This window comes from Streptomyces sp. NPDC053541, from assembly GCF_044544705.1.
Lineage (GTDB): Bacteria > Actinomycetota > Actinomycetes > Streptomycetales > Streptomycetaceae > Streptomyces.
This window is the reverse complement of sequence record NZ_JBITXM010000010.1, coordinates 358276-381466: the sequence shown is the minus strand read 5'-3', so window position 1 is coordinate 381466 and position 23191 is coordinate 358276. Positions and strand designations below refer to the sequence as shown.

Here is a 23191-nt window from a genome sequence, read left to right as displayed (position 1 = left end):
CGGGTTCCGGTGAGTGCCGTCACGGGGTGATCTCCCAGCGCTGCGCGGCCAGGAAGTCCGCGACGACCCGGTCGACGGTGGCCTGGTCGGTGCCGGTGGCCCGCAGCACGCCGAGGTAGTCGCGGTTGGTGTGGTACAGCTCGTGCCGCTCGCCGGTCGCGCGGAGCGGACGGTAGGCCAGCCGGACGCCGTCGGTGGTGAGGTCGACGGGGCCGGGGGCGGACCGGAGCGTGCCGGCGGCCTCGGCGCAGGGGTATTCGAGGCGGGCGGCGCCGTCGGTGCGGGCGCCGAGGTCCGCGGGGAGCGGCTCGCCGAGGTGGGTGCGCAGGATGTGCTCGAAGAGCGGGATGTCGAGGAGCTGGGCGAGCAGCAGGTCGCACTGGTCGCCGATGGCGCGGTAGTTGACCTCGATGATGCGGGCGCGGCCCTCGTGGACCACGAACTCGGTGTGGCAGGCGCCGAAGCCGACGCCGAGGGCGTCGAGCTGGGCGAGGATCTGCGCGACGACGGGCTCGGGGTGGGCGGGGACGAAGGTCAGGCGCTCCTCGATGAAGTACGGGGGCGCGGACAGCTCGGTGTGGAAGCCGCCGAGGACGTGCCGGAGGTTCCCGTCGCCGAGGGTCTCCAGCGTGTGGAGCTCCCCCTCCAGGAACTCCTCGACGATCAGGGCGGCTTGCGGCCTGCGCCGCTGTATCTCCTTGCAGTGCAGGAGGAGTTCCTCCTGGTCCCGGACGAGGACCACGTCCTCGCTGGCGACGCCCTCGCGCGGCTTGACCACGCAGGGGTAGGGCACGCCGGCGCCGAGGAGCGCGGACGGGTCCTGCCCTGCGGGGAGTTCGGCCGCCCGGACGGTGTCGGCGCCGGTCAGGGCGAGATGGCGGCGCAGGTGCGCCTTGTCCTTGGCGCGGAGGGCGGCCCGCCAGTCCTTGGCGGGCAGACCGAAGTACTCGGCCGCCAGTGCCGCCTGCGTCTGCAGGTGGTCGCTGTTGGTGAAGACCGCGTCGGGCCGGTGGTGGGTGGCGATCCGGGTGATGACGGCGCGGAAGTCGCGCACGTCGCACTCCAGGACCTCGATGCCCGGGCCGGTCCGGCGGTGGGCCTCCGGCTGGTCCGTCAGGACCGTGACGTCCAGGCCCAGCCGGGCCGCCGCGGGCAGGAACCCCTCGGTGACCGAGTCGGTGGGGTTCAGGGCGAGCAGGTACAGCCGCTTGGGCATGCCGGGGCCTTCCGGGGACGGGTGGGGAGGGTGGTGCGGGGCAGATCCGCGTGCACAGGCGGCGCCGCGACGGAGAGTTTAGGTTAGGCAACCCTAAGACATCAACCCGGCGCACGGGTCAACCACCCTGTCCGACCGGCCCGTTGGCGTGTCCGATCTCCCCCTACCCCGACCTCCGCTAAGGTAAGCCTGACCTCACCGACTCGCGCGAAGGAGCTCCGATGAGCCAGGCCCCGGGGTCACCGGCCGCCACGGCGGGCACGGCCGCGTACGACGCCGCGGACGGGGCGTCCGCGCTCACCGGCACCTACCGGCGCGTGATCGCCGTCTGCGAGGCACTCGACGCCCGTGTCGTCGACCCGTACGCCCCCGACGAGGCCGCGCTCCTTCCCGACGGCCACGAACTCGCCGCCGGTCCGGGGATACTCGACGCCTACCTCGACGCCTCCGCGGCCCGCGTCACCGCCCGCCACAGCGCCGCACCGCGCCGGGACGTCGTGGCCTCGCGGGCGCTGCACGACTACCTGTGGTCCGTCAGCCTGCTGATGAGCGGCGCCTGGTACCTGGACCGCCGGGTGCCGCGCGTCGCGCCGCGCGACATCCGGGTGGACCTGACCACGGGCGCGTTCGGGATCGTCCCCGGCCAGGACTTCGCGTGCCTCCCGGACGATCCCGCGGCGGGATCCGCCGCCGCCCGGGTCGTGGGACACGAAGAGGAGCTGCGCGCCGAACTGCGGGCCGCGGTCGTCGACCACGTGCGCCCGCTGCTGGCCGCGATCGGCCCGACCGTGCGGCGCGGACCGCGCGCCCTGTGGGGCATGGTCGCCGACGACCTGCTCTCCGGCATCTGGTACCTCGGCCGGACCCTGGGCCAGGAGGAGCGTGCGGTGCGCGCGGCGACCGAGCTGCTCCCGACGGCGATCCCGCCCTTCCCGGGCGGGGCGGACTTCCGGCGCCTCACGGGCCGCGACGGCCGCCGCTTCCCGACCCGTACGCGCCTGGGCTGCTGCCTCTACTACGCGCTGGAGCCCGCGAGCGCCTGCCTCACCTGCCCGAGGACCTGCGACGCCGAGCGCCTGCGCCGGCTCCAGGACGAGGACTGAGCCCGTACCGGATTGACTTACGGCGAAGGGCAAGTGAGCACCGCAGGCCACGGGGCCGCCGGGCCCCGTACAGTGAAGGGCCGGTGCCGGAGGCGCGTCGACGCGCCTCCGGCACCGGCCCCGCCGGTCACGGCCCCGCTCACTTCGCCGGGTCGACCTTGAAGATCTTCGCCATGTCGTCGAGCACCAGGTCGGCGCCCTGGAGCGAGACGGAGGTCATCCAGACGGCGTCCTCGACCTCGTGGACGTTGCCCTTCTGCACCGCGTTCAGGCGCTTCCACAGCGGGTTGGCGAGGAACTTCTTCTTGCGCTCCTCACCGCCCGAGAAGGTGGTGACGAAGATGTGGTCCGCGTCGGCCTGCCCGATCTGCTCCTCGCTGATCTCGATGTTGAACTCCTTCGGGTCCTGCTGGTTGGCGGGCCGGGCGAGTCCCATGTCGGTCAGGATGATGCCGCTGAAGGTCTTGGGCAGGTAGATGCGCGTCGGACCGTCCAGGAAGCGGACCATGGAGTAGGTCTGCCGGGGGTTCTTGGCGTTGATGGCGTCGCCGATCTTCTTGGCGCGCGTCGTGTAGGCGGCGAGCTTGTCCGCGGCCTTCTTCTCCTCGCCCAGCGCGGTGCCCAGGAAGGTGATGTTCTCCTTCCAGATCGGGCCGGTGGTCTTCACGAAGACGGTCGGCGCGATCTTGCTGAGCTGCTCGTAGAGGTCCTCGTGACGCACCGTCGCCGACACGATGAGGTCGGGCTTGAGGGCGGCGATCGCCTCCAGGTTCGGGCTGTCGATCGGACCGACGTCCTTGGTGTCCTTCACCGCGTCACCGAGGTACGCGGGGAAGCCCTTCTGGTCGCGGTAGGCACCGATGCCGCCGACCAGCGGTGCGTCCAGCGCGACGACGGCCTCGACGAGGCTGTTGTCCAGCGCCACCACGCGCTGGGGCTTGCTCTTGATCTCCGTCTTGCCCTTGTCGTGGGTGACGGTCCGGGGGAAGCCCGCCTCGGAGGCAGCGGCCGGCTTGTCGGCGGCGGGCTTGTCGTCGCCCTTGCCGCCTCCGCAAGCGGCCACGGAGAAGGCCAGGGCGGCGGTGAGCAGGGCAGCGGCGAACCGGCCGGGCCGGCGGCGCTGGACGAGGGTGTTCATGGGTCTCCCATACACGGACTGTTGCACTGGGCAAGGCGGAACTGCGGGCCTGCCGGCGTCCATCACGGATGCTTAGGCAAGGCTTACCTATCAGGGCGCTGTGAGAATAGCGCCTCTCCGTGACCGGATCCATACGGTGGGATGGTCGTACACACAACCGTTAGGCATGCCTTACCTTGTGCAGGTGTCTGTGAAGCCCGTCGCCGAAGGCGCGCCCGCCGCGCCGCCGTTCGTCCCGCCACCCGACCGGCGGCCACCGAGAACGGGGGCGCGCGCCCTGGTCGCGGTGCTCCTCGCGGTCGCGCTCGCCGCCGCGGTCTGCGCCTCGCTGGCCATCGGGACCAAGGCGGTCCCGCTCTCCGACGTCCTGAACGCGATCGGCGGCGGCACGGACGGCGACGCGGTCGTCATCCGCGAACTGCGCATGCCCCGCACCTTCCTGGGCCTCCTGGTCGGCCTGGCGCTCGGCGCCGCCGGGGCCGTCGCCCAGGACATCACGCGCAACCCGCTGGGCGATCCCGGCCTCATCGGCATCAGCGCCGGCGGGGCGTTCGCCGTCGCGGCCGGCATCGGGGCCTTCGGGCTGACGAGTTCGTACGAGTACATCTGGTTCGCCTTCCTCGGCGGCGCGCTGGCGGGCCTCGTCGCCTACGCGGTCGGCGGCACCGGCTACGGCGGCGCGACCCCCGCCAAGCTGGCGCTGGCCGGCGCGGCCGTCACCGTCCTGCTCGACGCGGGCACCAACACCCTGGTCCTGCTCGACGTCCGCACCCTGGACCAGTACCGCTTCTGGGCCGTGGGCTCCCTCGCCGGGCGCGATGCCCAACTCGGCGTGCAGCTGCTGCCGTTCATCGTCGTGGGCCTGGTGCTGGCCCTCGGCCTGAGCGGCCGGCTCAACGCCCTGGCCCTCGGCGACGACCTGGCCACCACCCTCGGCACCAAGGTCAGGACCACCCGGCTCCTCGGTGCCGTCGCCGTGATCCTGCTCACGGGTGCCGCCGTCGCGGCGGCCGGGCCCGTCACCTTCATCGGCCTGGTGGTCCCCCATGTGATCCGGGCGTTCACCGGTCCCGACGCGCGCTGGCTGGTGCCCTGTTCGGCGCTCGGCGGCGCCACGCTCATGCTCAGCGCCGACGTCGTCGGGCGCATGGTCGCCCGGCCCGGCGAGCTGGAGGCGGGCGTGGTCACCGCGATGCTCGGCGCCCCGTTCCTCGCCCTGCTGGTCAAGCGCGGCAAGCTGAAGGAGCACACCCGATGATCGCCCCGCACACGCCGGTCGCGAAGGCACCGGCCGCGGCCACGGACACGGCCACACCCGCGCCCCGTACCCCCGCACCGCGCAAGGGCGTCCTCCGTGTGGAGTTGGGGCCGTTCGGCGCGGCCCTGCGCCTCCGGGTCGCGGCGACCGTCCTCGTCCTGGCCGTGCTCGGCTTCGCGGGCCTGGTCGCCTCGGTCTCGCTCGGCACCTACGCCATCCCGGTCGGCGAGGTCCTGGGCTCCGTCCTCGGCACCGGCGACGGCGCGGCGGACCTGATCATCCAGGAGCTCCGGCTGCCCCGCGCGCTCACCGCCCTCCTGGTCGGCGCCGCGTTCGGCCTGGCCGGCGCGGTCTACCAGGCCGTCACCCGCAACCCGCTCGCCAGCCCCGACCTCATCGGCATCTCGGCCGGCGCCGGCGTCGGCGCGGTCGGCGCCATCCTGATCGGCGGCGTCACCGCCGCGGGCGCCGGGACGTTCGGCGCCGTGCCCCTCGGCGCCCTGGCCGGCGCGCTGCTCACCTCCGCCGTCATCTACCTGCTGGCCTTCCGGGACGGCACCATCACCGGCTACCGCTTCGTCCTGGTCGGCATCGCCGCGAACGGCGCGCTCGTCGCCCTCACCCGCTGGATGCTCGCCCGCGCCGACATCGACCAGGCCTCCCGCGCCATGGTCTGGCTCACCGGCAGCCTCAACGGGCGCGGCTACGAACACGTCCAGTGGTCCGGGCTCGCGCTGGCGGTGCTGCTGCCGCTGACGGTCGCGCTGGCTCGCCCGTACCAGCTGCTCCAGTACGACGACGACACCGCCCGCAGCCTCGGCGTCCCGCTCCGGCACGCCCGGATCGCGCTGCTCGTCCTCGCCACCTGCCTGACCGCACTGGCCACCTCGGCGGCCGGACCGATCGCCTTCATCGCCCTCGGCGCACCGCAGATCGCCCGCCGCCTCGCGGGCACGCCGGGCGTGCCGATGGTGTGCAGCGCGCTGACCGGCGCTGTCCTGCTCGTCCTCGCCGACCTCGCCGCCCGGACCGTGCTCGCCCCGACCGAACTGCCCGTCGGCGTCCTCACCGGCGCCGTCGGCGCCCCCTACCTGCTGCTGCTCCTCGCCCGTACCAACCGGGCCGGAAAGGGAGGCTGACATGACCTCACAGCTCACCGACGCCGTCGCCGTCGCCGCCCTGCACGGCACCGGGCTGCGCCTCGGGTACGGCGACCGGGTCGTCGCCGAGGACCTCGACCTGGCGATCCCGGCGGGCAAGGTCACGGCCCTCGTCGGCCCCAACGCCTGCGGCAAGTCCACCGCGCTGCGCGCCCTCGCCCGCCTCCTGAAGCCCTCGGGCGGTGCCGTCCACCTGGACGGCGAGGACATCGCCGGCATGTCGGCCCGGGACTTCGCGCTGCGCCTCGCCCTGCTCCCGCAGACCCCGAGCGCACCGGACGGCATCACCGTCCGCGACCTGGTGGCCCGCGGCCGCACCCCGCACCAGCGCTGGTGGCGCCAGTGGTCCTCCACCGACGAGGCCGCCGTGGACGCCGCCCTGGCCGCCACCGGCACCGCGGACCTGGCGACCCGCTCCCTGGACGAGCTGTCCGGCGGCCAGCGCCAGCGCGTCTGGATCGCGATGGCCCTCGCCCAGGACACCCCGGTCCTGCTGCTCGACGAACCGACGACCTATCTGGACCTGGCCCACCAGGTCGACGTCCTCGAACTGGTCGCCGAACTCAACCGCGGCGACGGCCGCACCGTGGTGATGGTGCTCCACGAGCTCAACCTCGCCTGCCGCTACGCCGACCACCTCGTCGCCCTGCGCGACGGCCGCGTCGTCGCCGCCGGCAGCCCCTCGGACATCGTCACCCCGGAGCTGGTCCGGGAGGTCTTCGGACTCCGCGCCGCGGTCATCACCTGCCCGGTCGCCGGCACCCCGCTCGTCATCCCGGAGGGCGGCCGCCGCACCGAGCCGGTCTGACCGGGACGACGGGCACAACGGCTACGAACAACGGCGGGGACGCGGCTCCGACGAGCGCCGCGTCCCGCCGGCCCGGAGGGATGCCCTCGCCGCCGGCCCCCGGCACGGTGCTTCCCCGCACCCCGAGGGCGAAGAGCCTGCGCGGCCGGCCGTACGAGCCCGTGCAGGGGGCGGCGCTCGGCCGGGACGACGCTCAGCCCGGACGATGCCGAGGCCGAAGCGGGCCGGATCCTCCAGGCGTACCACTTCGGCCGTGCCGGCACCCCCCTCCAGGTCGCCCGCCGGCTCCACCTCGGCCGCGCCACCCGCTTCCGCCGGTTGCGCCACGGGCTCGACACGCTCGCGGCCCGCCTCCGGGACCCCGAGCGCCGGCCCGCCGCTTCCGGACCAGGCCGCCCCGGAGCCTCCGCGCGCCGACAGCAGCGCCTGCTTGCGCGATCTTTACCGGTTCTCCAACTCCTGACATTCTGACCGGACTTGAGCAACCGAAGGAGGTTCCTTGTCCCGGATATCCACCCTGGCGGTGGTGCTCACCAGCACCCTCGCCCTCGTTTCCGGCGGTGCCGTCACGGCCTCGGCGGCGCCCACGGCGCCCGCCGGAGAGACGTCCCCGGCGACCGTCCCGGCCACCGCCGCGGAACAGGTCGACCCGGTGGACTGGACGCCCTGCAACCCGGACCCGTCCAAGCCCGACCCGAAGATCTACGACTGCGCCGTCTACCCGGTGCCGCTGGACTACGCGAACCCGTCCGGCCAGAAGATCGGCATCGCCATGCTGCGGCGCCGGGCCGGCGACCCGGCCAAGCGCATCGGCTCGCTCTTCCTCAACCCCGGCGGCCCCGGCGGCAGCGGTTACCTGTGGGCCACCACGACCCGCTTCGAACCCAAGGTCCAGGAACGCTTCGACCTCATCGGCTTCGACCCGCGCGGCGTCGCCCGGAGCAACCCGCTGCGCTGCTTCAAGACCAACGAGGAGGCCGACGCGGTCTTCGGCCGGATGACGGGCGTGCCCGTCACGCCGACGGAGGTGCGCGACACCCTCGCGGCCACCAAGGACTACACCGACTCCTGCGCGCGCAACGCGGGTCCGCTCGTCCGCCACATGTCCACCCTCAACGTGGTGCGCGACCTCGACCGGATGCGCCAGGCCGTCGGCGACGCCCAGCTCACCTTCGCCGGCTTCTCCTACGGCACGCTGATCGGCTCCACGTACGCCAACATGTACCCGGACAAGGTGCGCGCCGTCATCATCGACGGCAACGTCGACCCGCACCTGCGGCTGCACAACGGTCTCGAGTACGACCGGCAGCGCGCCTCGGGCGGCTTCGAGCTCGCCCTGGACGAGTTCCTCAAGCGCTGCGCGGCCGCCGGCGCGCCCCGCTGCGCGTTCGCCGAGGGCGGCGACACCCGCGCGAGGTTCGACGCGATCCGCGACCGTCTGCGCACCGGGCCGGTGACCCTGCCGAGCGGCGAGACGGTCACGCTGAGCAGCTTCACCAGCCAGGTGGCCAGCGCCCTGTACGCGCAGAGCCGGCTGGCGCCGCTGGCCCGCTCGCTGCAGGCCCTCGACCAGGTCGTCAACCCCCGGCAGGGGCTCGGCGCGGTGGCCCAGGACGTGTCCGCGGACGAGGCCGACCGGCTGGCCAAGGTCGCCCCGGCCGCGCTGCGCGAGGCGCCCGCCGACACCCCGTACACCGCCGACGACTCGTACTACGGCGTCAACTGCCAGGACAAGCCGTACCCGTCGAATCCGAAGGTCTTCGCGAGCCTGGCCCGCGCCTGGGAGCTGGAGGCGCCGACCTTCGGCCGCTACCAGGCCTTCGACGCACCCGCGTGCGCGACCTGGCCGTCACCGGCCCGCTCCTCCGAGCGCTACGCCGGCCCGTGGAACAAGCGGACCGCCAACCCGGTCATGGTCATCGGCAACACCTTCGACCCGGCCACCCAGTACCGGTTCGCCCAGAACATGCAGCGGGAGCTCGGCAACTCCGTGCTGGTCACGGTCGACGTGATCGAGCACTGCGCGGTCGGCCGCAGCAAGGCGCTCAACGCCCTGGTGACCTCCTACCTGGTGGACGGAGTCGCGCCGGAGCCCGGCCAGGTCCTCAAGCCGGACCTCGACCCGTTCCCCCTGCCCAAGGCCTGACCCGGGGGTGACACCGCGGGCGCGGTGACGGCGGCCCCGCCGTCACCGCTCTCCCGCGAGGTCCAGGTCGCCGCTGCGCGCCTCGGCCGGGACCCGCGCCGGCTCCGGCCGGCGCCACGGGCGGGCGATCGGCCGGGACAGCCCGCGCCACCACGGCTCGGCGGGCAGCTTCCCGGCCGGCTCGAACGGCTCGCCGGGCCGCGGGAACGCCACCGCCTGCCCGGCGCCCTCGGCCTCGTCCTTGGTCCACTCCCCCGGCTCCGCCCACGCGTGCGGGGCCAGGTTGAAGGTGCCCCAGTGGATGGGCAGCAGCACGCCGTGCGAGCGCCCGCCCTGGAGGTCGAGGTGGGCGCGCAGGCCCTCGGCGGGGGTCATGTGGATGTCCGGCCAGTACGCGGAGTACGCCCCGATCTGGATCATGGTGGCGTCGAAGGGGCCGTGTGCGGCGCCGATGTCCCGGAAGCCGGAGAAGTAGCCGGTGTCGCCGCTGTGGTAGATCCGGTGGTCCGGGCCCGCGACGGCCCAGGAGGCCCACAGGGTGTGCTGCTGGTTGCGCAGGCCGCGGCCGCAGAAGTGGCGGGCCGGGGTCGCGGTCAGCCGCAGGTCGCCGACCTCGGTGGTCTCGTTCCAGTCCAGCTCGCGCAGCCGGGAGGCGGGCACGCCCCAGTGCTCCAGGTGGGCGCCGACGCCGAGCGGGACGGCGAAGAGGGTGTCGGTGCCGGCCAGGGCCTTGATCGTCGGCAGGTCGAGGTGGTCGTAGTGGTCGTGGGAGATCACCACGACGTCGACCGGGCCGAGCGCCGCGAGCGGCACCGGCACGGGGTGCAGCCGCTTCGGCCCGACGAAGGAGAAGGGCGAGCAGCGCTCGCCCCACACCGGGTCGAAGAGCACCCGGCGGCCGTCGATCTCGGCGAGGACGCTGGAGTGGCCCATCCAGGTGAGGCGCAGCCCGGTGACCGGCGGCTTGGCCAGGTCGGCGACGGTGGTCGGGTGGACCGGGATGCGGCCGGTGGGGGCCCGGCGGGCGCGGGCCTCCTTCTCGAAGTAGACCTTGGCGAACTCCAGGGTCGAGCCGGACGGGCGGTGCCGGGCCTCTTCCGGGTTCCGGAAGACCCCGTCGGCGAAGTTCGGCGAGCGGCGGATGCGCTCCAGCCGCTCTCCGCCCGGGTCGGCGCCGAAGGCCGGGGGGCGCAGCGCGCGCAGCCGTGCCCGCGGCGAGGAGTCGGAGCCAGTGCCGGTCACAGGGCCTCCTGAGGTCGGTGGTCCCTTCATTATGGGCGGCCGGTGGGGTGCGGCGCCGTGCCGATCCGCTGTACGTACGCAGCCGGGCCGGCGGGCGGGGCGGGAGCGGGCCCCGGCCCGGCCGTCCGCCGGGCGGGTGCCCCCTCGTCGCGCGGCTACTCCAGCTCGTACACCGCGGTGACGGTCACGTGCTCCTCGATCTCGCCGGGTGCCAGCGGCACGGGCGCTCCCCCGTCGGCGGCGGCCGCGGGGAGGGTGCCGGGGCCGGGGCGGACGCTCTCCCCCTCGGTGAGGGAGACGAGCCGGCCGAGCCGCCGGCCGCTGAGCCGGGCGTGCTGGGCGGCCTTGTCGTGGGCGTCGCGGTGGGCGGCCTCGCGGGCGGTGGTGCGCAGCGCGGTGGGGTCGGCGACGTCGAAGACGACGCCGTTGACCCGGCCGGCGTCACCGGTGGCGTCGTTGACCGCGCCGATGACCCGGCCGGCGCGGTCGATGTCGCGGACCTTCACGGAGAAGCCCTGTCCGGCCTGGTAGCCGGTGACCTTGTTCTCGCCCCCGGTGCTCTGGGCGTAGACCGGCGAGAGGGAGAGGCTCTCGGTGCGGATGTCGCGGTCGGCGACGCCTTCCGTGTGGAGCGCGTCGACCAGGGCCTTGGCGGCGGTCTCCTGGGCGGCCATGGCCTCCTTCGCGGTCTTGCGGGTGACCTCGACGGCGACCGAGAGCACGGCGAGGTCGGGTGCGGCGGTGGCCCGGCCGTTGCCGGTCACGGTGACGGTGGCCGGCGCGGGCGCCCGTACGGCGGCGGGGGCGGTGGCGCCGGGCGCGGCGGCGCTCGCGGGGGCGGCGGCGCCGAGCAGGACCCCGCCGAGGGCGGCGCCGACGGCGAGGGCGCGGAGCGGCCTCGCGAGGCGGGCGCCCGCGGGTGGGAAGGGGGATGGTTCGTGGGGGTGACGTTCGGTCATGAGCGGTCCCTTCGGGGATGGTTGCCGGTGCACCGGCCGCGCACATCCCACCAGCCGCCGCCCGTCCGGCCGTCGCGGCACGACCGGACGGTCCCGCGCTTCACCCCTTTCGTACCAGGGCCGGCCGGCCCGCCGGACAGGCCCTTGGGCCGGTACGGAGGCTGTCAGTGCCGCTTGGTAGAACTTCTGGCAACGGCCGATCAGGGCCGTGCGGCGACCCGTCGAGTTGTCTGGAGCCTTCATGACCATCGGGAATTACCTGCGGGAGTTCCACGACCTGCCCGTGTTCGAGTTCCCCGCTCCCGGTGCGGAGGGCGAGGCACGCGAGCTGCCCGACCCTGCCTCGGTGGCCTGGCGCCTGTCCGCGGCGACTTACGCGGAGCCGGGGGACGAGGAGTGGGAGGAGCTCTTCCCGCGCTTCCTCGACACGGTGGACACGGCGAAGGTCCGCGCCGTGGTCGTCGGCGGCTGGAACGAGGCGTACGAGAACTCCTCGGCGGCCATCGTCGAGGCGCTGGTCGCGGCCAGGGACCGGCTGCCCGCCCTGGAGGCGGTGTTCCTCGGCGACATGCTCTCGGAGGACTGCGAGATCTCGTGGATCATCCAGTCCGACGTGACCCCGCTGCTCGCCGCCTATCCCGGTCTGCTGGGTCTCGGCGTGCGCGGTGCCGGCGAGCTCGCCTTCCCGCCGGTGCGTCACGAGGCGCTGCGGCGGCTCGTGGTGCAGAGCGGCGGGCTTCCGGGCTCCGTGGTCCGGGACATCGGCGCCTGCGACTTCCCCGCCCTGGAGCACCTGGAGCTGTGGCTCGGCCGGGACGACTACGGCAACGACTGCACGCCCGCCGACCTGGAGCCGATCCTGGCCGGCACCCGGCTGCCGGCGCTGCGGTATCTGGGCCTGCGCAACAGCGACACCCAGGACGAGGTCGCGGCCGCGGTCGCGCACGCGCCGGTGGTGGCGCGCCTGGAGGAGCTGGACCTGTCCATGGGCGAGCTCACGGACCAGGGCGCCGAGGCGCTGCTCGCCGGTCAGCCGCTCACCCATCTGCGGCGGCTCGGCCTGGCGCACCACTTCATGTCCGAGGAGGCGGCCGGGCGGATCACCGCCGCGCTCGCCCCGCACGGCGTCGCGGTGGACGTGAGCGACCGGCAGGTCCCCGAGGAGTACAACGGCAGGACCTGGCGCTACACCGCGGTCGGCGAATGACCTCCGCCGCGGGCCCCCGCCCGGGTGGGCCGCGTCTCGCCGTCGTCGGCAACCCGGGCAGCCGCCGGGTCCGGTTCTTCCTGGACGCGGTGGCTGCCGCCGGGCTGCCCGCGGCGCGGGTCGTGCCGTGGCTCGACGTGCTGCGCGGCACCGCCGGGTTCCGACCCGGCGAGACCGTCCGGGTGGACACCCCCGGGGAGGACCCCGAGGTGGACCGGCTGCTGCGCGGCGCGGACGACCCGACCCGGGTGGAGGGCTCGCGGCGCTGGTACGAGGCGTTCACCGGCGCCCTGCCGGAGCTGGCCGCGCGGGTGGCGGCGGCCGGGGCGGCCCTGGTGGACGACCCGGCGGAGACGGCCGTGCTGTTCGACAAGCGGCAGACGCACGGGCGGCTGCGGGCGGCCGGGGTTCCGGTGCCGGACTCGCCGACCTCGGGCCCGGACGCGCCTGCGGTGGGCGGCTGGGCGGAGCTGCGGGCGCTGATGGCGGGCGCCGGCCTGGCCCGGGTGTTCGTGAAGCCGGCCCACGGTTCCTCCGCCTCCGGCGTGCTCGCCGTGGAGACCGCGGGCACCGGGCGGGTCCAGGCCACCACCTCGGTGGAACGGGCCCCGGACGGGCGCCTGTTCAACTCGCTGCGGGTGCGCCGCTACCGCACGGAGGCCGAGGTCGCCGCCCTGGTGGACGCCCTCGCCCCGGACCGGCTGCACGTCGAGCGCTGGATACCGAAGGCCGCCCTGGACGGCCGGGCCGCCGACCTGCGGGTGGTGGTGGTCGACGGCCGGGCCACCCATGCCGTGGTGCGCACCAGCCGCTCCCCCATGACGAATCTGCATCTGGGCGGCGCCCGCGGCGACCTGGCCGCCGCCCGGGCGGCGATCGGCGCGGCCGGCGGCCGGTTCGCCGACGCGCTCGACGTCTGCGAGCGGGCCGCTGCCGCCTTCCCCGGCACCCGGTGCGTGGGGGTCGACCTGCTGCCGGCCGCCGGCTGGCGCCGCTTCGCGGTCGGCGAGGTCAACGCCTTCGGCGACCTGCTGCCCGGCCTCACCGGACTGCCGGGCAGCGGGGCCGAGGGCCAGGACACCTACGCCGCCCAGGTCGCCGCCCTGCTCCGTACCCGCACCGCCCCGCCACCACCCCCGAGCACCACAGGAACCAGCGCACCGTGAACTCCCCCTCCCCCGCCCCCGCCGAAGCCCCCGGGCACGACGCCGCGGCCCCCTGCCCCATGCCCGACGACGCCCTCGACATGAACGCGGTCGTGGGCAGCCACGACCTGCTCCTGGTCACCCTCGACACCCTGCGCTTCGACGTGGCCGCCGAGCTCGCCGCCGAGGGCCGGATACCGAACCTGGCCCGGCACCTGCCCGGCGGGGCGTGGGAGCGCCGGCACGCGCCCGGCAGCTTCACCTACGCCTCCCACCAGGCGATCTTCGCGGGCTTCCTGCCCACCCCGGCCACGCCCGGGCCGCATCCGCGGCTCTTCGCGGCCCGGTTCGCGGGCAGCGAGACCACCGCCGACGGCACCTACGTCTTCCACGACACGCCCGACCTGGTCTCGGCGCTCGCGCACGAGGGCTACCGCACGGTGTGCCTCGGCGGGGTCGGCTTCTTCAACAAGCAGCCGCCGCTCGGCACGGTGCTGCCCGGCCTGTTCCAGGAGAGCCACTGGGAGCCCTCCTTCGGTGTGACCTCGCCGACCTCGTTCGAGTCCCAGGTGGCCCGTGCCGAGGAGGTGGTCGCCGCGCTGCCGAGGGAGCGCCGGCTGTTCCTCTTCGTCAACGTCTCGGCGCTGCACCAGCCCAACTGGTTCCATCGGGAGGGCGCGAGTCCCGAGGACGGCGACTCGCGCGCCACCCACGCCGCCGCCCTGGAGTACGTGGACCGGCACATCGGGCGCCTGTTCGCCGCGATGAGCAGCCGCCGCGACTGCTTCGCGATCGTCTGCTCCGACCACGGCACGGCCTACGGCGACGACGGCTTCACCGGGCACCGGCTGGGCCACGCGAGCGTGTGGACGGTGCCGTACGCCCAGTTCGTGCTGCCCGGACCGGGCCGGGACGCGAAGGAGCCGGCCGCGTGAGCACCACGACCACCGCCACCACCGCCCCCCGCCCGTACACGAGTTACGTCTACGCCTACCCGCACAAGACGGCCTACCGTCCGCTGCCCGACCGGCCCGCGCTCGCCGGGCTGTGGGCGGACGAGCCGAAGGACGCGCTGTCCCTCTACGCGCACATCCCCTTCTGCGAGGTGCGCTGCGGCTTCTGCAACCTCTTCACCCGGATCGGCGCCCCGGACGAGCTGACCACCCGCTATCTCGACGCGCTCGACCGGCAGGCGACGGCGGTCCGCGAGGCCCTGGGCGACGCGGCGCCGGTGCGGTTCGCCACGGCCGCGTTCGGCGGCGGCACGCCCACCTTCCTGACGGCGACCGAGCTGGAGCGCCTGTGCGACATCGCCGAGCGCCGGATGGGCGCCGATCTGCGGGCGGTGCCGCTGTCGGTGGAGACCTCGCCCGCCACCGCCACCGCCGACCGTCTCGCGGTCCTCGCGGAGCGCGGCGCGACCCGGCTGAGCATCGGGGTGCAGAGCTTCGTCGAGGCCGAGGCGCGCGCGGCGGTGCGCCCGCAGCGCCGCTCCGAGGTCGAGGCGGCCCTCGGCCGGATCCGCGACACCGGCGTCCCGGTGCTCAACATCGACCTGATCTACGGCATCGACGGCCAGACCGAGGCGTCCTGGCGGCGCTCGCTCGACGCCGCGCTCGCCTGGCGGCCGGAGGAGCTGTATCTGTACCCGCTGTACGTGCGGCCGCTCACCGGCCTGGGCCGCAAGGGCCCGGCCGAGAGCGAGCGGGAGTGGGACGAGCGGCGGCTGCGGCTCTACCGGTACGGCCGGGACCACCTCCTTGAGCGGGGCTACGAGCAGGTGTCGATGCGCATGTTCCGGCGCGCGGACGCCCCGGCGCTCGGTCCCGACGACCACGCCTGCCAGACGGACGGCATGATCGGCCTGGGCTGCGGCGCCCGCTCGTACACCTCGCGGCTGCACTACTCCTTCGACTACGCGGTGGAGATGCGCGAGATCCGCTCCATCATCGACGCCTACACCGGGGCGGCCGACTTCTCCCGGGCCGAGGTGGGCCGCCGGGTCGACGCCGGCGAGGCGCGCCGCCGGCATCTGCTCCAGTCGCTGCTCCAGGCGGCGGGGATGCCGCTGGCGGAGTACGAGGCCCGGTTCGGCGGCTCGCCGTTCGCGGACTTCCCGGCGGAGCTGGCCCGCTTCGAGGAGCGCGGCTGGCTGGACGCGGACGCCCCGGCGGGGCTGCTGCGGCTGTCCCCGGAGGGCCTGGCGCACTCCGACGGGCTCGGTCCGGAGCTGTTCTCGCCGGCGGTGCGGGCGGCCATGGCCGCGTACGAGGCGAAGTAGGGGGCGGCGGCGATGGACCTGACCGTGCTCTACCGGGGGCCGCTCGCCTCCTGCGACTACGACTGCCCCTACTGCCCGTTCGCCAAGCGGCGGGACAGCCCGGAGCAGCTGCGGGCCGACCGGGCGGCCCTGGAGCGCTTCGCCGGCTGGGCGGCCGGGCAGACCGGGGACCGGCTGCGGATCCTGTTCACGCCGTGGGGCGAGGGCCTGGTGCGGTCCTGGTACCGGCGCACGCTCGTGGAGCTGTCCCGGCTGCCGCACGTGGAGCGGGTGGCGATCCAGACCAATCTGAGCTGCCGCACCGACTGGCTCGCCGAGGCGGACCTCGGCACGGTGGCGCTGTGGTGCACCTACCACCCGGGCCAGACGCCGTACGAGCGCTTCCTCGGCAAGTGCCGGGAGCTGGCGGGGCGCGGGGTGCGGTTCAGCGTGGGCATCGTGGGGCTGCCCGAGCACCGGGAGCACGCGCGGCGGCTGCGCGCGGCGCTGCCGGAGCGGGTGTACCTGTGGGTGAACGCGGCGGAGGGGCACACGTACACCGACGCCGAGGCCGCCGAGTGGACGGCGCTCGACCCGCTCTTCCCGTACAGCCGGCATCCGCACGCCTCGGCGGGGCTGCCCTGCCGCACCGGCGCGTCGGTGGTCTCGGTGGACGGCGACGGGACGGTGCGGCGCTGCCACTTCGTCCGGGCCGAGCTGGGCAACCTCTACGACGGTTCGTACCGGGCGGCGCTGCGGCCCCGGCCGTGTCCGCTGGCCGTGTGCGACTGCCACATCGGCTACGTGCACCTGGAGACGCTGCCGTTGTACGACGTGTTCGCCGGGGGCGTCCTGGAACGCGTCCCGGCGAACCCGCCCGGGCGGCCGCCGCTGCCGGTGCTGCCGGTGCTGCCGATCTGATCCGGAAGACCGGGCTTGCCCGGAAGCCCGGCCCGATCCGGAGGAAGTCGATCTAGAGCGGCAGCAGGTCGGGGCGCTTGGCCTCGACGTGGTCGCCGGAGCTCTCGCCGCGCAGCCGGCGTCCGATCCACGGCACCAGGTACTCCTTGGCCCAGTGGATGTCGTCCTTGCGGACCTCCAGGGTGCCGCGCGGCGGCTGCGGCGGCCAGGGCTGCTCCGGGTCGGCCGGCACCCGCATGCCGAGGACCTGGGCGGCGCGCAGCGCGACCCGGGTGTGGCCCTCGGGCGAGAGGTGGAGCCGGTCCTCGTCCCAGGCGCGCCGGTCCTGGACGGACCTCAGCGACCACAGGTCGAGCACGGGGCAGCCGTAGCGGTCGGCGATGGCCCGGACGTGCCCGTTGTAGGTGGCGATCTTGCCGCGCAGGTGCTTGAGCAGGGTCACGTCGCGGGTGTCGAAGCCCGTGGTCACCATGACGGTGCCGACGGCGGAGGTGAGGTCGGCCACCGCGCGCTCGAAGCGCTCGGCCACGTCGTCGGGGTCGGTGCCGGGGCGGATGATGTCGTTGCCGCCGGCGCAGAAGGTCACGAGGTCGGGGGCGAGTTCCTTCGCCCGCGGGACCTGTTCCGCGACGATCTGGTCGAGCAGGCGCCCCCGTACGGCGAGATTGGCGTACCGGAACTCGTCGTGCTCCGGCAGTTGGTCGGCGAGCAGGACCGCGAACCGGTCCGCCCAGCCGACGTACGTCCCGTCGGGCCCGGGGTCTCCGACGCCCTCGGTGAAGCTGTCACCGATCGCCGCGTACGACCCGAATGCGTTCTTGTCTGGTGATCTCGAATCGTCTGCCACGGGACCACATCTTTCCCTTCGGGATGTGACCTACGCGACCGTAAGGAGGGGTTGACGGCGGGTGACATATGCCACCGATAAAGATTCCACCAAGCCGGAATACGCCGGAGGCCCGGCACGTGCGTGCCGGGCCTCCGGGTGCTGTCCGGACGGGGCCGGGGTGACGTGGTGTCAGATGCCCACGCCGTGCTGGCGCAGGACGGCCAGCGGGTCGATGTCGGAGCCGTACTCCGGCCCGGTGCGCATCTCGAAGTGCAGGTGCGGTCCGGTGACGTTGCCGGTGGCGCCGGAGAGGCCGATCTGCTGGCCGCCGCTCACAGTCTGTCCGGCGGAGACGGACAGCGAGGAGAGGTGGGCGTACTGCGAGAAGGTGCCGTCGGCGTGCTGGATGACGACCTGGTTGCCGTAGGCGCCGCCCCAGCCGGCGGAGTAGACGGTGCCGGGGCCGACCGCGCGGACGGTGGTGCCGGTGGAGGCGATGAAATCGACACCGGTGTGGTAGCCGGAGGACCACATGGAGCCGGAGGCGCGGTACGGGGTGCCGATGCCGCCGCTGACCGGGGCGACCCAGCCGGAGGAGGCGGCCGGGGCCGCGGCCGGGGCGGTGGCGGGGGCGGCCGGGGCGGCGGCGCGCTCGGTGCCGCGCGAGGCGCGGCTCGGGGCGGTGTCGCCGTTCTTGGCGGTGCTCTTGGGCGCGCTCTTGGCCGCGGGGGCCTTCGGTGCGGCGGCCTTGGGCGCGGGGGCGGCCTTGGCCGGGTTCTTCGCGCCGAGGGTGAGCTTCATGCCGGGCAGGATCAGCGAGGGGTCCTCGCCGACGACCTGGCGGTTGTCGCGGTAGAGCTTCTGCCAGCCGCCGGCGAGCCGGTGCTCGGTGGCGATCTTCGACAGGTAGTCGCCGCGCACGACGGTGTACGTGGTGCTCTTGGCGGCCGGGGCCTTGGCGGGGGTGACGGCGGCGGGCGCGGCGGCGGCGACGGCCTGGCGCGGGGCGGCGGGTGCGGCGGCCTGCTCGGCGGCGTGCGCGCCGGTGGCGCCGATCAGCGGGAGGGCGACGACGGCGCCTCCGGCGCCGGCGGCCACGAACCCGCGGGTGATGGGGTTGGCCTTGGTACGGCGGTGCTTACCCTTCGCGGGCATGGCGGTGTCCTCTCCGTCGCCTGCGAGGTGAGCTGTCGGGTTCGGACTGGAGATGTCCGGCCGCGCGGACGCGCGGCTTCACCCCGAGCCGTCCTTCTCTTCGGGAGGACGGCGACGTACCTGGGTCCCCCGCTCCTGCCGTGTACGGGTGAGTGCGGATTCCGGGCGGCGGCAGGATTCGGCGGTCCGTCCGGAGTGAGCGCGACGCTAGACGAGCGGGGACGAGCGGAACAAGCCGCCGGTTCCATTCGATCTCGAACACGGTGAATGCGAGCCGGAATTCCGGTGACCCTCCGTTGATGCCGTTCTCTCGATTTCCCTTTGCCGGGGGGAATTTGGAAAAGACGATCAGCAACGGTCCGTCACGTGTATGACGCTGCTCACGCCCCGATTCCCATCTCCCCTGCAACCAGGGCGCCTTATCCTCAATCGCTCAATTCGGGCAGATCACCCATTCCCTCCCGAGGGGGTGCCCGAACGGGCCGGGAGCCATGATGATTGCCCGAGGAACCGATCTCGACGAGCAGGAGCAACCGTGACGCAAGCGACGACCGAGCCCGAGCTCACCGGCGTACGCAACTTCCGCGACGTGGGCGGTCTGCCGACCGTGGACGGCCGGTCCGTGCGCCCCGGACGCCTGTTCCGCAGCGGTCACCTGGCGCACGCCACGACCGAGGACGCGCACTTCCTGGCCGGACTCGGGCTGCACACGGTCTTCGACTTCCGCAACGAGGCCGACCGGCGGATCGAGGGCCCGGACGTCGAGCTGCCCGGCGTGCGGAACGTGAACATACCCCTGAGCGACCCCGCCGACGGCAAGGAGTTCTGGCACATGGTGCGCACGGGCGACCTGGCGCAGCTGCGTGAACTGCTGGGCGACGGCAAGGCGGCGGCCAGGATGTCCGCTTCGTATCGGAAGATGGTGGTCGAGAAGGCTCCGGAACACAGCCGGGTGCTGCACGCGATGGCCGAGGACAGCGTCCCCGCCCTGATGCACTGCGCCGCCGGCAAGGACCGCGCGGGCCTGGCGATCGCGGTCTCGCTGCTCGCGGTCGGCGTGGAGCGCGAGGCGATCGAGGAGGACTACCTCAAGTCCGGCGCCCCGCACCGCCGCTACAAGATCCAGCGCAGCTCCACCGACCCGGACGCCATGGCGCCCGAGGTGATGGAGCTACTGGGTCCGCTCTTCGACGCGCGGGCGGAGTACCTGCGGGCCGCCTTCGAGACGATCGAGCAGACCTGGGGCTCGGTCGACGTCTATCTGACGGAGGGCCTGCGGCTCGCCCCCGCAACCCGGGAGCGGCTGCGCGAGCGGCTGGTCACCGAGGCGTAGACCGCCGCCCGACGGGGGCGATCAGCCCGCTACGGGCTACTTCGCCCCCATCGCGAAGAGGAGATACAGGAACGCGGCGAAGACGTGGCCGGCGACCAGATAGGCGAAGAGCCGGAGCACCAGCCCCTTGGGGAACTTGCCCTCACCGCGCTCCTCGCCGGTGACCGGTACGGACTTCTCGGACATGTCGGTCCTTTCTGGGCCTCAGCGTCGATGCGGGGTGCCGTCACCGAGGCACAGCTCGGCGGCGGGACTCTGCATCAGGGTGTGGACGAACAGCAGCTCGGCACCCGACGGGGTCGCGGCGCCGATCCGGTGCGGGGTGAGCGAGTCGAAGTGCGCGCTGTCCCCGGGATCGAGGACGTGCACGGTCTCGCCCAGCGCGAGCCTGACCCGCCCCTCGAGGACGTGGATCCACTCCTCGCCCGGATGGACCCGTACGATGTCGGTGCTGGTGGCGTACGGGACGTGGACGCGCAGCGCCTGCATGGCGCGGCCCGCGCCGCCGGCCTGCCGGTAGACCCAGCCGTCGGCCTCGACCGGTTCGGAGCGCCCGGCCCGCACGACCGGGTCGCGCTCCGGCGGCGCCTCGCCGAGCAGCTCGGAGACCGTCGTACCGTAGATACGGGCGAGGGCGAGCAGCATCGGCAGCGAGGGCTGCCGGTTCCCCGTCTCCAGACGGGAGAGGTGGGCCGGCGAGAGCCCGGCCCGCTGGGCGGCCGCCTCCAGGGTGAGCCCGCGCCTGCGGCGCAGGGCCCGCAGCTGCGGAGCGACGTCCGGGAGGACGTCGGTGACGTGGTCCATGCGTCCATTGCGCCAGGCCCGTGCCTCTGAGGCAACTTTCTTGCCTCAGAGGCAAAAGCCCGTGCGCGGAAACCGGCTGATTCCGGTCAGCGCTGCGCGACCGCCTGCTTGACCAGCGTCTTCCCGAAGTCCCACAGCAGTCCGCCGCCGGCGTGGGCCTCGTCCATCACGGCCGTGAACGCGGTCACGAAGCGCTCGACGTCCGCCTCGTCGACGACCAGCGGCGGGATGAGCTTGATCACCTCCAGGTGGTCCCCGGAGACCTGGGTGAGGATCCGGTGGCGCTGGAGCAGCGGCACCACGACCATCTGGGCGAAGAGCCCCTTGCGGGCCGCCTGGAGCATGGTCCAGCGGCTGCGCAGGCCGAGGGAGCTCGGGCGGCCGAACTCGATGCCGATCATCAGCCCGCGGCCGCGGATCTCCTTCAGGAGCTCGTAGCGCGGGACGAGCGCGCGCAGCCGGTCGGCGAGCAGCCCGCCGACCCGGCGCACGTGGGCCACGGTGTCCTCGGACTCCATGACCGAGAGCACCGCGAGCCCGGCGGCCATGGCCTGCGCGTTGGAGCCGAAGCTGGCCGAGTGGACGAGCACCCGGTCCATCGAGGAGTAGACCTTCTTGAAGATCCAGTCCTTGCCGAGGGTGGCGCCGACCGGGACGTAGCCGCCGGAGAGCGCCTTGGCGACGCAGACCAGGTCCGGTTCGACGCCGTCCTCGTGCTGGTACGCGTAGAAGTCGCCGGTCCGGCCCAGGCCGGTCTGCACCTCGTCGGCGATCAGGAGCGCGCCGTGCCGGTGCAGCAGCTCCTGGGCCGCCTTGAGGAAGCCCGGCGGGGCCTCGTGCACGCCCTTGCCCTGGATCGGCTCGACGACGAAGCCCGCGACGTCGCCCCGGCGCAGCTCCCGCTCCAGGGCGTCGAGGTCGCCGAGCCCGATCGCCGTGTCGGGCAGCAGCGGCGCGAAGCCGTCCCGGAAGCCCTTCTCCCCGTTGACCGAGAGGGAGCCGGTGGTGAGGCCGTGGAAGGCGTGCGCGCAGTAGACGATCCTCGGCCGGCCGGTGGCGTACCGGGCGAACTTCAGGGCCGTCTCGACGGCCTCGGTGCCGCTGTTGCCGAAGAAGACCCGGTCGAGGTGGGGGCTGTGGGCGAGCAGCCGCTCGGCGAGCAGCCCGGGCAGCGGCTGGCAGTCGAAGCGGGTGAGGTCGGCGAGCTGGGCGTCGAGCACGTCGTGCAGGGCCTGCCGGACCACGGGGTGGTGCCGGCCCAGGCCCATGACGCCGAAGCCGGCGAGCATGTCGAGGTAGTCGTTGCCCTCGGCGTCCCAGAAGTGGGCGCCCTCGGCCCGCTCGTAGACCTTGTCGAAGCCGATGGTGCGGAGCATCCGCGGGAGCTGGTGGTTGAGGTGGCGGGCGTGCAGCTCGTAGCGCTCGCCGCCGCGCTCGGCGAGCAGCGCCCGCAGGTCGAACTCACCGGTCATGGCGCGCTCGCTCACCCGTTGTTCCCGCCCACGGTCTCGCGGACCGCGCGGAGCGACTCCTTGAGGGAGCCCATGGTGGCGAGGACGGCGGTGGGCTCGTAGCCGCAGTGGGCCATGCAGTTGGCGCAGCGCGGGTCCTTGCCGCGGCCGTACTTGTCCCAGTCCGTCTCCTCGATGAGCTCGCGGTACGTCGGGACGTAGCCGTCGCTCATCAGATAGCAGGGGCGCTGCCACCCGAAGAGCGAGTAGTTGGGGATCGCCCAGGCGGTGCAGGGGAAGTCGGCCTTGCCCTCCAGGAAGTCCAGGAAGAGCGGCGAGTGGTTCAGCCGCCAGCGGCGCCGGTTTCCACCCGCGAAGGCCTTCTTGAAGAGCTCCCTGGTCTGCTCCACGCCCAGGAAGTGTTCCTGGTCGGGGGCCTTCTCGTAGGCATACGCGGGCGAGATCATCATTTCGTCGACCTGGAGGTCGTCATTGAGGAAGTTCAGCACCTCGATGATCGTCTGCGGGGTGTCGGTGTTGAAGAAGGTGGAATTGGTGGTGACCCGGAAGCCGCGCCGCTTGGCCTCCTTGATCGCCGCCACCGCCTCGTCGAACACCCCCTCCTTCGCCACCGATTCGTCGTGCCGCTCGCGCAGCCCGTCGATGTGCACCGCGAAGGCGAAATAGGGGGAGGGCGTGAACTTGTCCAGCTTCTTGCGCAGCAGCATGGCGTTGGTGCACAGGAAGACGTATTTGCGCTTCGCCACCAGCTGGCGCACGATCTCGTCGATCTGGGGGTGCATCAGCGGCTCGCCGCCGGCGATGGACACCATCGGCGCCCCGGACTCCAGGACGGCGCCGACCGCCTGGGCCACCGGCATGCGCTGCTTGAGCACACCGGCCGGGTGCTGGATCTTGCCGCAGCCCTCGCACTTGAGGTTGCAGGCGAAGAGCGGCTCCAGCTCGACGATCAGCGGGAACTTGTCCCGCTTGCGGAGCTTCTGTTCGAAGAGATAGGTCCCGACCCGGATGGACTGACGGAGCGGCATGGCCATA

At 73.6% G+C, this 23191-nt stretch carries 21 protein-coding genes and 1 riboswitch; of the genes, 11 read left to right on the top strand and 10 right to left on the bottom strand.

Annotated features, from left to right (window positions below; translation table 11 throughout):
* Positions 1-19: 19 nt before the first annotated feature.
* Positions 20-1216 (bottom strand): acetyl-CoA carboxylase biotin carboxylase subunit family protein, encoded by a 1197-nt coding sequence (locus ACIGW2_RS26465; RefSeq protein WP_399846420.1) that lies wholly within the window; start codon positions 1214-1216, stop codon positions 20-22.
* Positions 1217-1437: 221 nt separating this feature from the next.
* Between ACIGW2_RS26465 and ACIGW2_RS26460 the strand changes: the two genes are divergently transcribed.
* On the top strand, positions 1438-2319 hold the full coding sequence (locus ACIGW2_RS26460; protein ID WP_399846417.1) for a (2Fe-2S)-binding protein: 882 nt from the start codon (positions 1438-1440) through the stop codon (positions 2317-2319).
* A 139-nt stretch (positions 2320-2458) separates the two neighbouring features.
* On the opposite strand, the gene ACIGW2_RS26455 is transcribed toward ACIGW2_RS26460, so the two are convergent.
* Positions 2459-3457, bottom strand: a complete 999-nt coding sequence (locus tag ACIGW2_RS26455) for an ABC transporter substrate-binding protein (protein WP_399846415.1) — start codon at positions 3455-3457, stop codon at positions 2459-2461.
* A gap of 184 nt (positions 3458-3641) precedes the next feature.
* Between ACIGW2_RS26455 and ACIGW2_RS26450 the strand changes: the two genes are divergently transcribed.
* From ACIGW2_RS26450 to ACIGW2_RS26435, 4 genes are all read left to right on the top strand, one after another.
* Positions 3642-4715 carry a FecCD family ABC transporter permease gene (locus tag ACIGW2_RS26450; protein ID WP_391655967.1) on the top strand — a complete coding sequence of 358 codons (1074 nt, stop codon included), beginning with the start codon at positions 3642-3644 and terminating at the stop codon, positions 4713-4715.
* Positions 4712-5854 carry a FecCD family ABC transporter permease gene (locus ACIGW2_RS26445; protein ID WP_399846413.1) on the top strand — a complete coding sequence of 381 codons (1143 nt, stop codon included), beginning with the start codon at positions 4712-4714 and terminating at the stop codon, positions 5852-5854. Before ACIGW2_RS26450 ends, ACIGW2_RS26445 begins: the two co-directional genes overlap by 4 nt.
* A 1-nt stretch (position 5855) precedes the next feature.
* Positions 5856-6683, top strand: a complete 828-nt coding sequence (locus tag ACIGW2_RS26440; protein ID WP_391655969.1) for an ABC transporter ATP-binding protein — start codon at positions 5856-5858, stop codon at positions 6681-6683.
* Positions 6684-7182: 499 nt separating this feature from the next.
* Complete coding sequence (locus ACIGW2_RS26435; RefSeq protein ID WP_399846410.1) at positions 7183-8829, top strand: alpha/beta hydrolase; 1647 nt, start codon at positions 7183-7185, stop codon at positions 8827-8829.
* A gap of 42 nt (positions 8830-8871) precedes the next feature.
* Here the strand turns inward: ACIGW2_RS26435 and ACIGW2_RS26430 are convergent, their stop codons facing one another.
* Positions 8872-10101 carry an MBL fold metallo-hydrolase gene (locus tag ACIGW2_RS26430; protein WP_399846408.1) on the bottom strand — a complete coding sequence of 410 codons (1230 nt, stop codon included), beginning with the start codon at positions 10099-10101 and terminating at the stop codon, positions 8872-8874.
* A gap of 125 nt (positions 10102-10226) precedes the next feature.
* The gene (locus ACIGW2_RS26425) at positions 10227-11030 is read right to left on the bottom strand and encodes an SIMPL domain-containing protein (protein WP_399846405.1); all 804 of its coding nucleotides are present in this window, start codon (positions 11028-11030) and stop codon (positions 10227-10229) included.
* Between the two features lie 241 nt (positions 11031-11271).
* On the opposite strand from ACIGW2_RS26425, the gene ACIGW2_RS26420 reads away from it, so the two are divergent.
* The 5 genes from ACIGW2_RS26420 to ACIGW2_RS26400 all read left to right on the top strand — a co-directional run bounded on the left by ACIGW2_RS26420 (position 11272) and on the right by ACIGW2_RS26400 (position 16563).
* Positions 11272-12237: an STM4015 family protein gene (locus ACIGW2_RS26420; protein WP_399846402.1), complete on the top strand. Its 966-nt coding sequence runs from the start codon at positions 11272-11274 to the stop codon at positions 12235-12237.
* A complete protein-coding gene (locus tag ACIGW2_RS26415; protein ID WP_391655975.1) occupies positions 12234-13403 on the top strand; it encodes an STM4014 family protein in 1170 nt (389 codons plus the stop codon). The genes ACIGW2_RS26420 and ACIGW2_RS26415 overlap by 4 nt, the downstream gene beginning before the upstream one ends.
* An 80-nt stretch (positions 13404-13483) precedes the next feature.
* Positions 13484-14317, top strand: a complete 834-nt coding sequence (locus ACIGW2_RS26410) for an STM4013/SEN3800 family hydrolase (RefSeq protein WP_391656158.1) — start codon at positions 13484-13486, stop codon at positions 14315-14317.
* Complete coding sequence (locus tag ACIGW2_RS26405) at positions 14314-15663, top strand: STM4012 family radical SAM protein (RefSeq protein ID WP_399846399.1); 1350 nt, start codon at positions 14314-14316, stop codon at positions 15661-15663. The genes ACIGW2_RS26410 and ACIGW2_RS26405 overlap by 4 nt, the downstream gene beginning before the upstream one ends.
* Before the next feature lie 12 nt (positions 15664-15675).
* Complete coding sequence (locus tag ACIGW2_RS26400; RefSeq protein ID WP_399846397.1) at positions 15676-16563, top strand: STM4011 family radical SAM protein; 888 nt, start codon at positions 15676-15678, stop codon at positions 16561-16563.
* 52 nt (positions 16564-16615) lie between these two features.
* On the opposite strand, the gene ACIGW2_RS26395 is transcribed toward ACIGW2_RS26400, so the two are convergent.
* Entirely contained in the window at positions 16616-17410 is a 795-nt protein-coding gene (locus ACIGW2_RS26395) for an SGNH/GDSL hydrolase family protein (RefSeq protein WP_391655978.1), read from the bottom strand.
* A 171-nt stretch (positions 17411-17581) separates the two neighbouring features.
* On the bottom strand, positions 17582-18547 hold the full coding sequence (locus ACIGW2_RS26390) for a peptidoglycan DD-metalloendopeptidase family protein (RefSeq protein WP_399846394.1): 966 nt from the start codon (positions 18545-18547) through the stop codon (positions 17582-17584).
* A 4-nt stretch (positions 18548-18551) separates the two neighbouring features.
* A riboswitch (cyclic di-AMP (ydaO/yuaA leader) is annotated at positions 18552-18708 on the bottom strand.
* A gap of 374 nt (positions 18709-19082) precedes the next feature.
* Between ACIGW2_RS26390 and ACIGW2_RS26385 the strand changes: the two genes are divergently transcribed.
* The gene (locus tag ACIGW2_RS26385) at positions 19083-19880 is read left to right on the top strand and encodes a tyrosine-protein phosphatase (protein WP_399846392.1); all 798 of its coding nucleotides are present in this window, start codon (positions 19083-19085) and stop codon (positions 19878-19880) included.
* Between the two features lie 36 nt (positions 19881-19916).
* Here the strand turns inward: ACIGW2_RS26385 and ACIGW2_RS26380 are convergent, their stop codons facing one another.
* The 4 genes from ACIGW2_RS26380 to hpnH form a co-directional block, all read right to left on the bottom strand.
* Positions 19917-20066, bottom strand: a complete 150-nt coding sequence (locus tag ACIGW2_RS26380) for a DUF6126 family protein (RefSeq protein WP_356075065.1) — start codon at positions 20064-20066, stop codon at positions 19917-19919.
* Between the two features lie 18 nt (positions 20067-20084).
* Positions 20085-20684, bottom strand: coding sequence for a helix-turn-helix domain-containing protein (locus ACIGW2_RS26375; RefSeq protein ID WP_391655981.1), 600 nt, complete (start codon positions 20682-20684; stop codon positions 20085-20087).
* 86 nt (positions 20685-20770) lie between these two features.
* A complete protein-coding gene (locus ACIGW2_RS26370; RefSeq protein ID WP_391656159.1) occupies positions 20771-22156 on the bottom strand; it encodes an aspartate aminotransferase family protein in 1386 nt (461 codons plus the stop codon).
* Between the two features lie 11 nt (positions 22157-22167).
* Positions 22168-23190 (bottom strand): adenosyl-hopene transferase HpnH, encoded by a 1023-nt coding sequence (hpnH, locus tag ACIGW2_RS26365; protein ID WP_356075070.1) that lies wholly within the window; start codon positions 23188-23190, stop codon positions 22168-22170.
* Between the last annotated feature and the right edge of the window lies 1 nt (position 23191).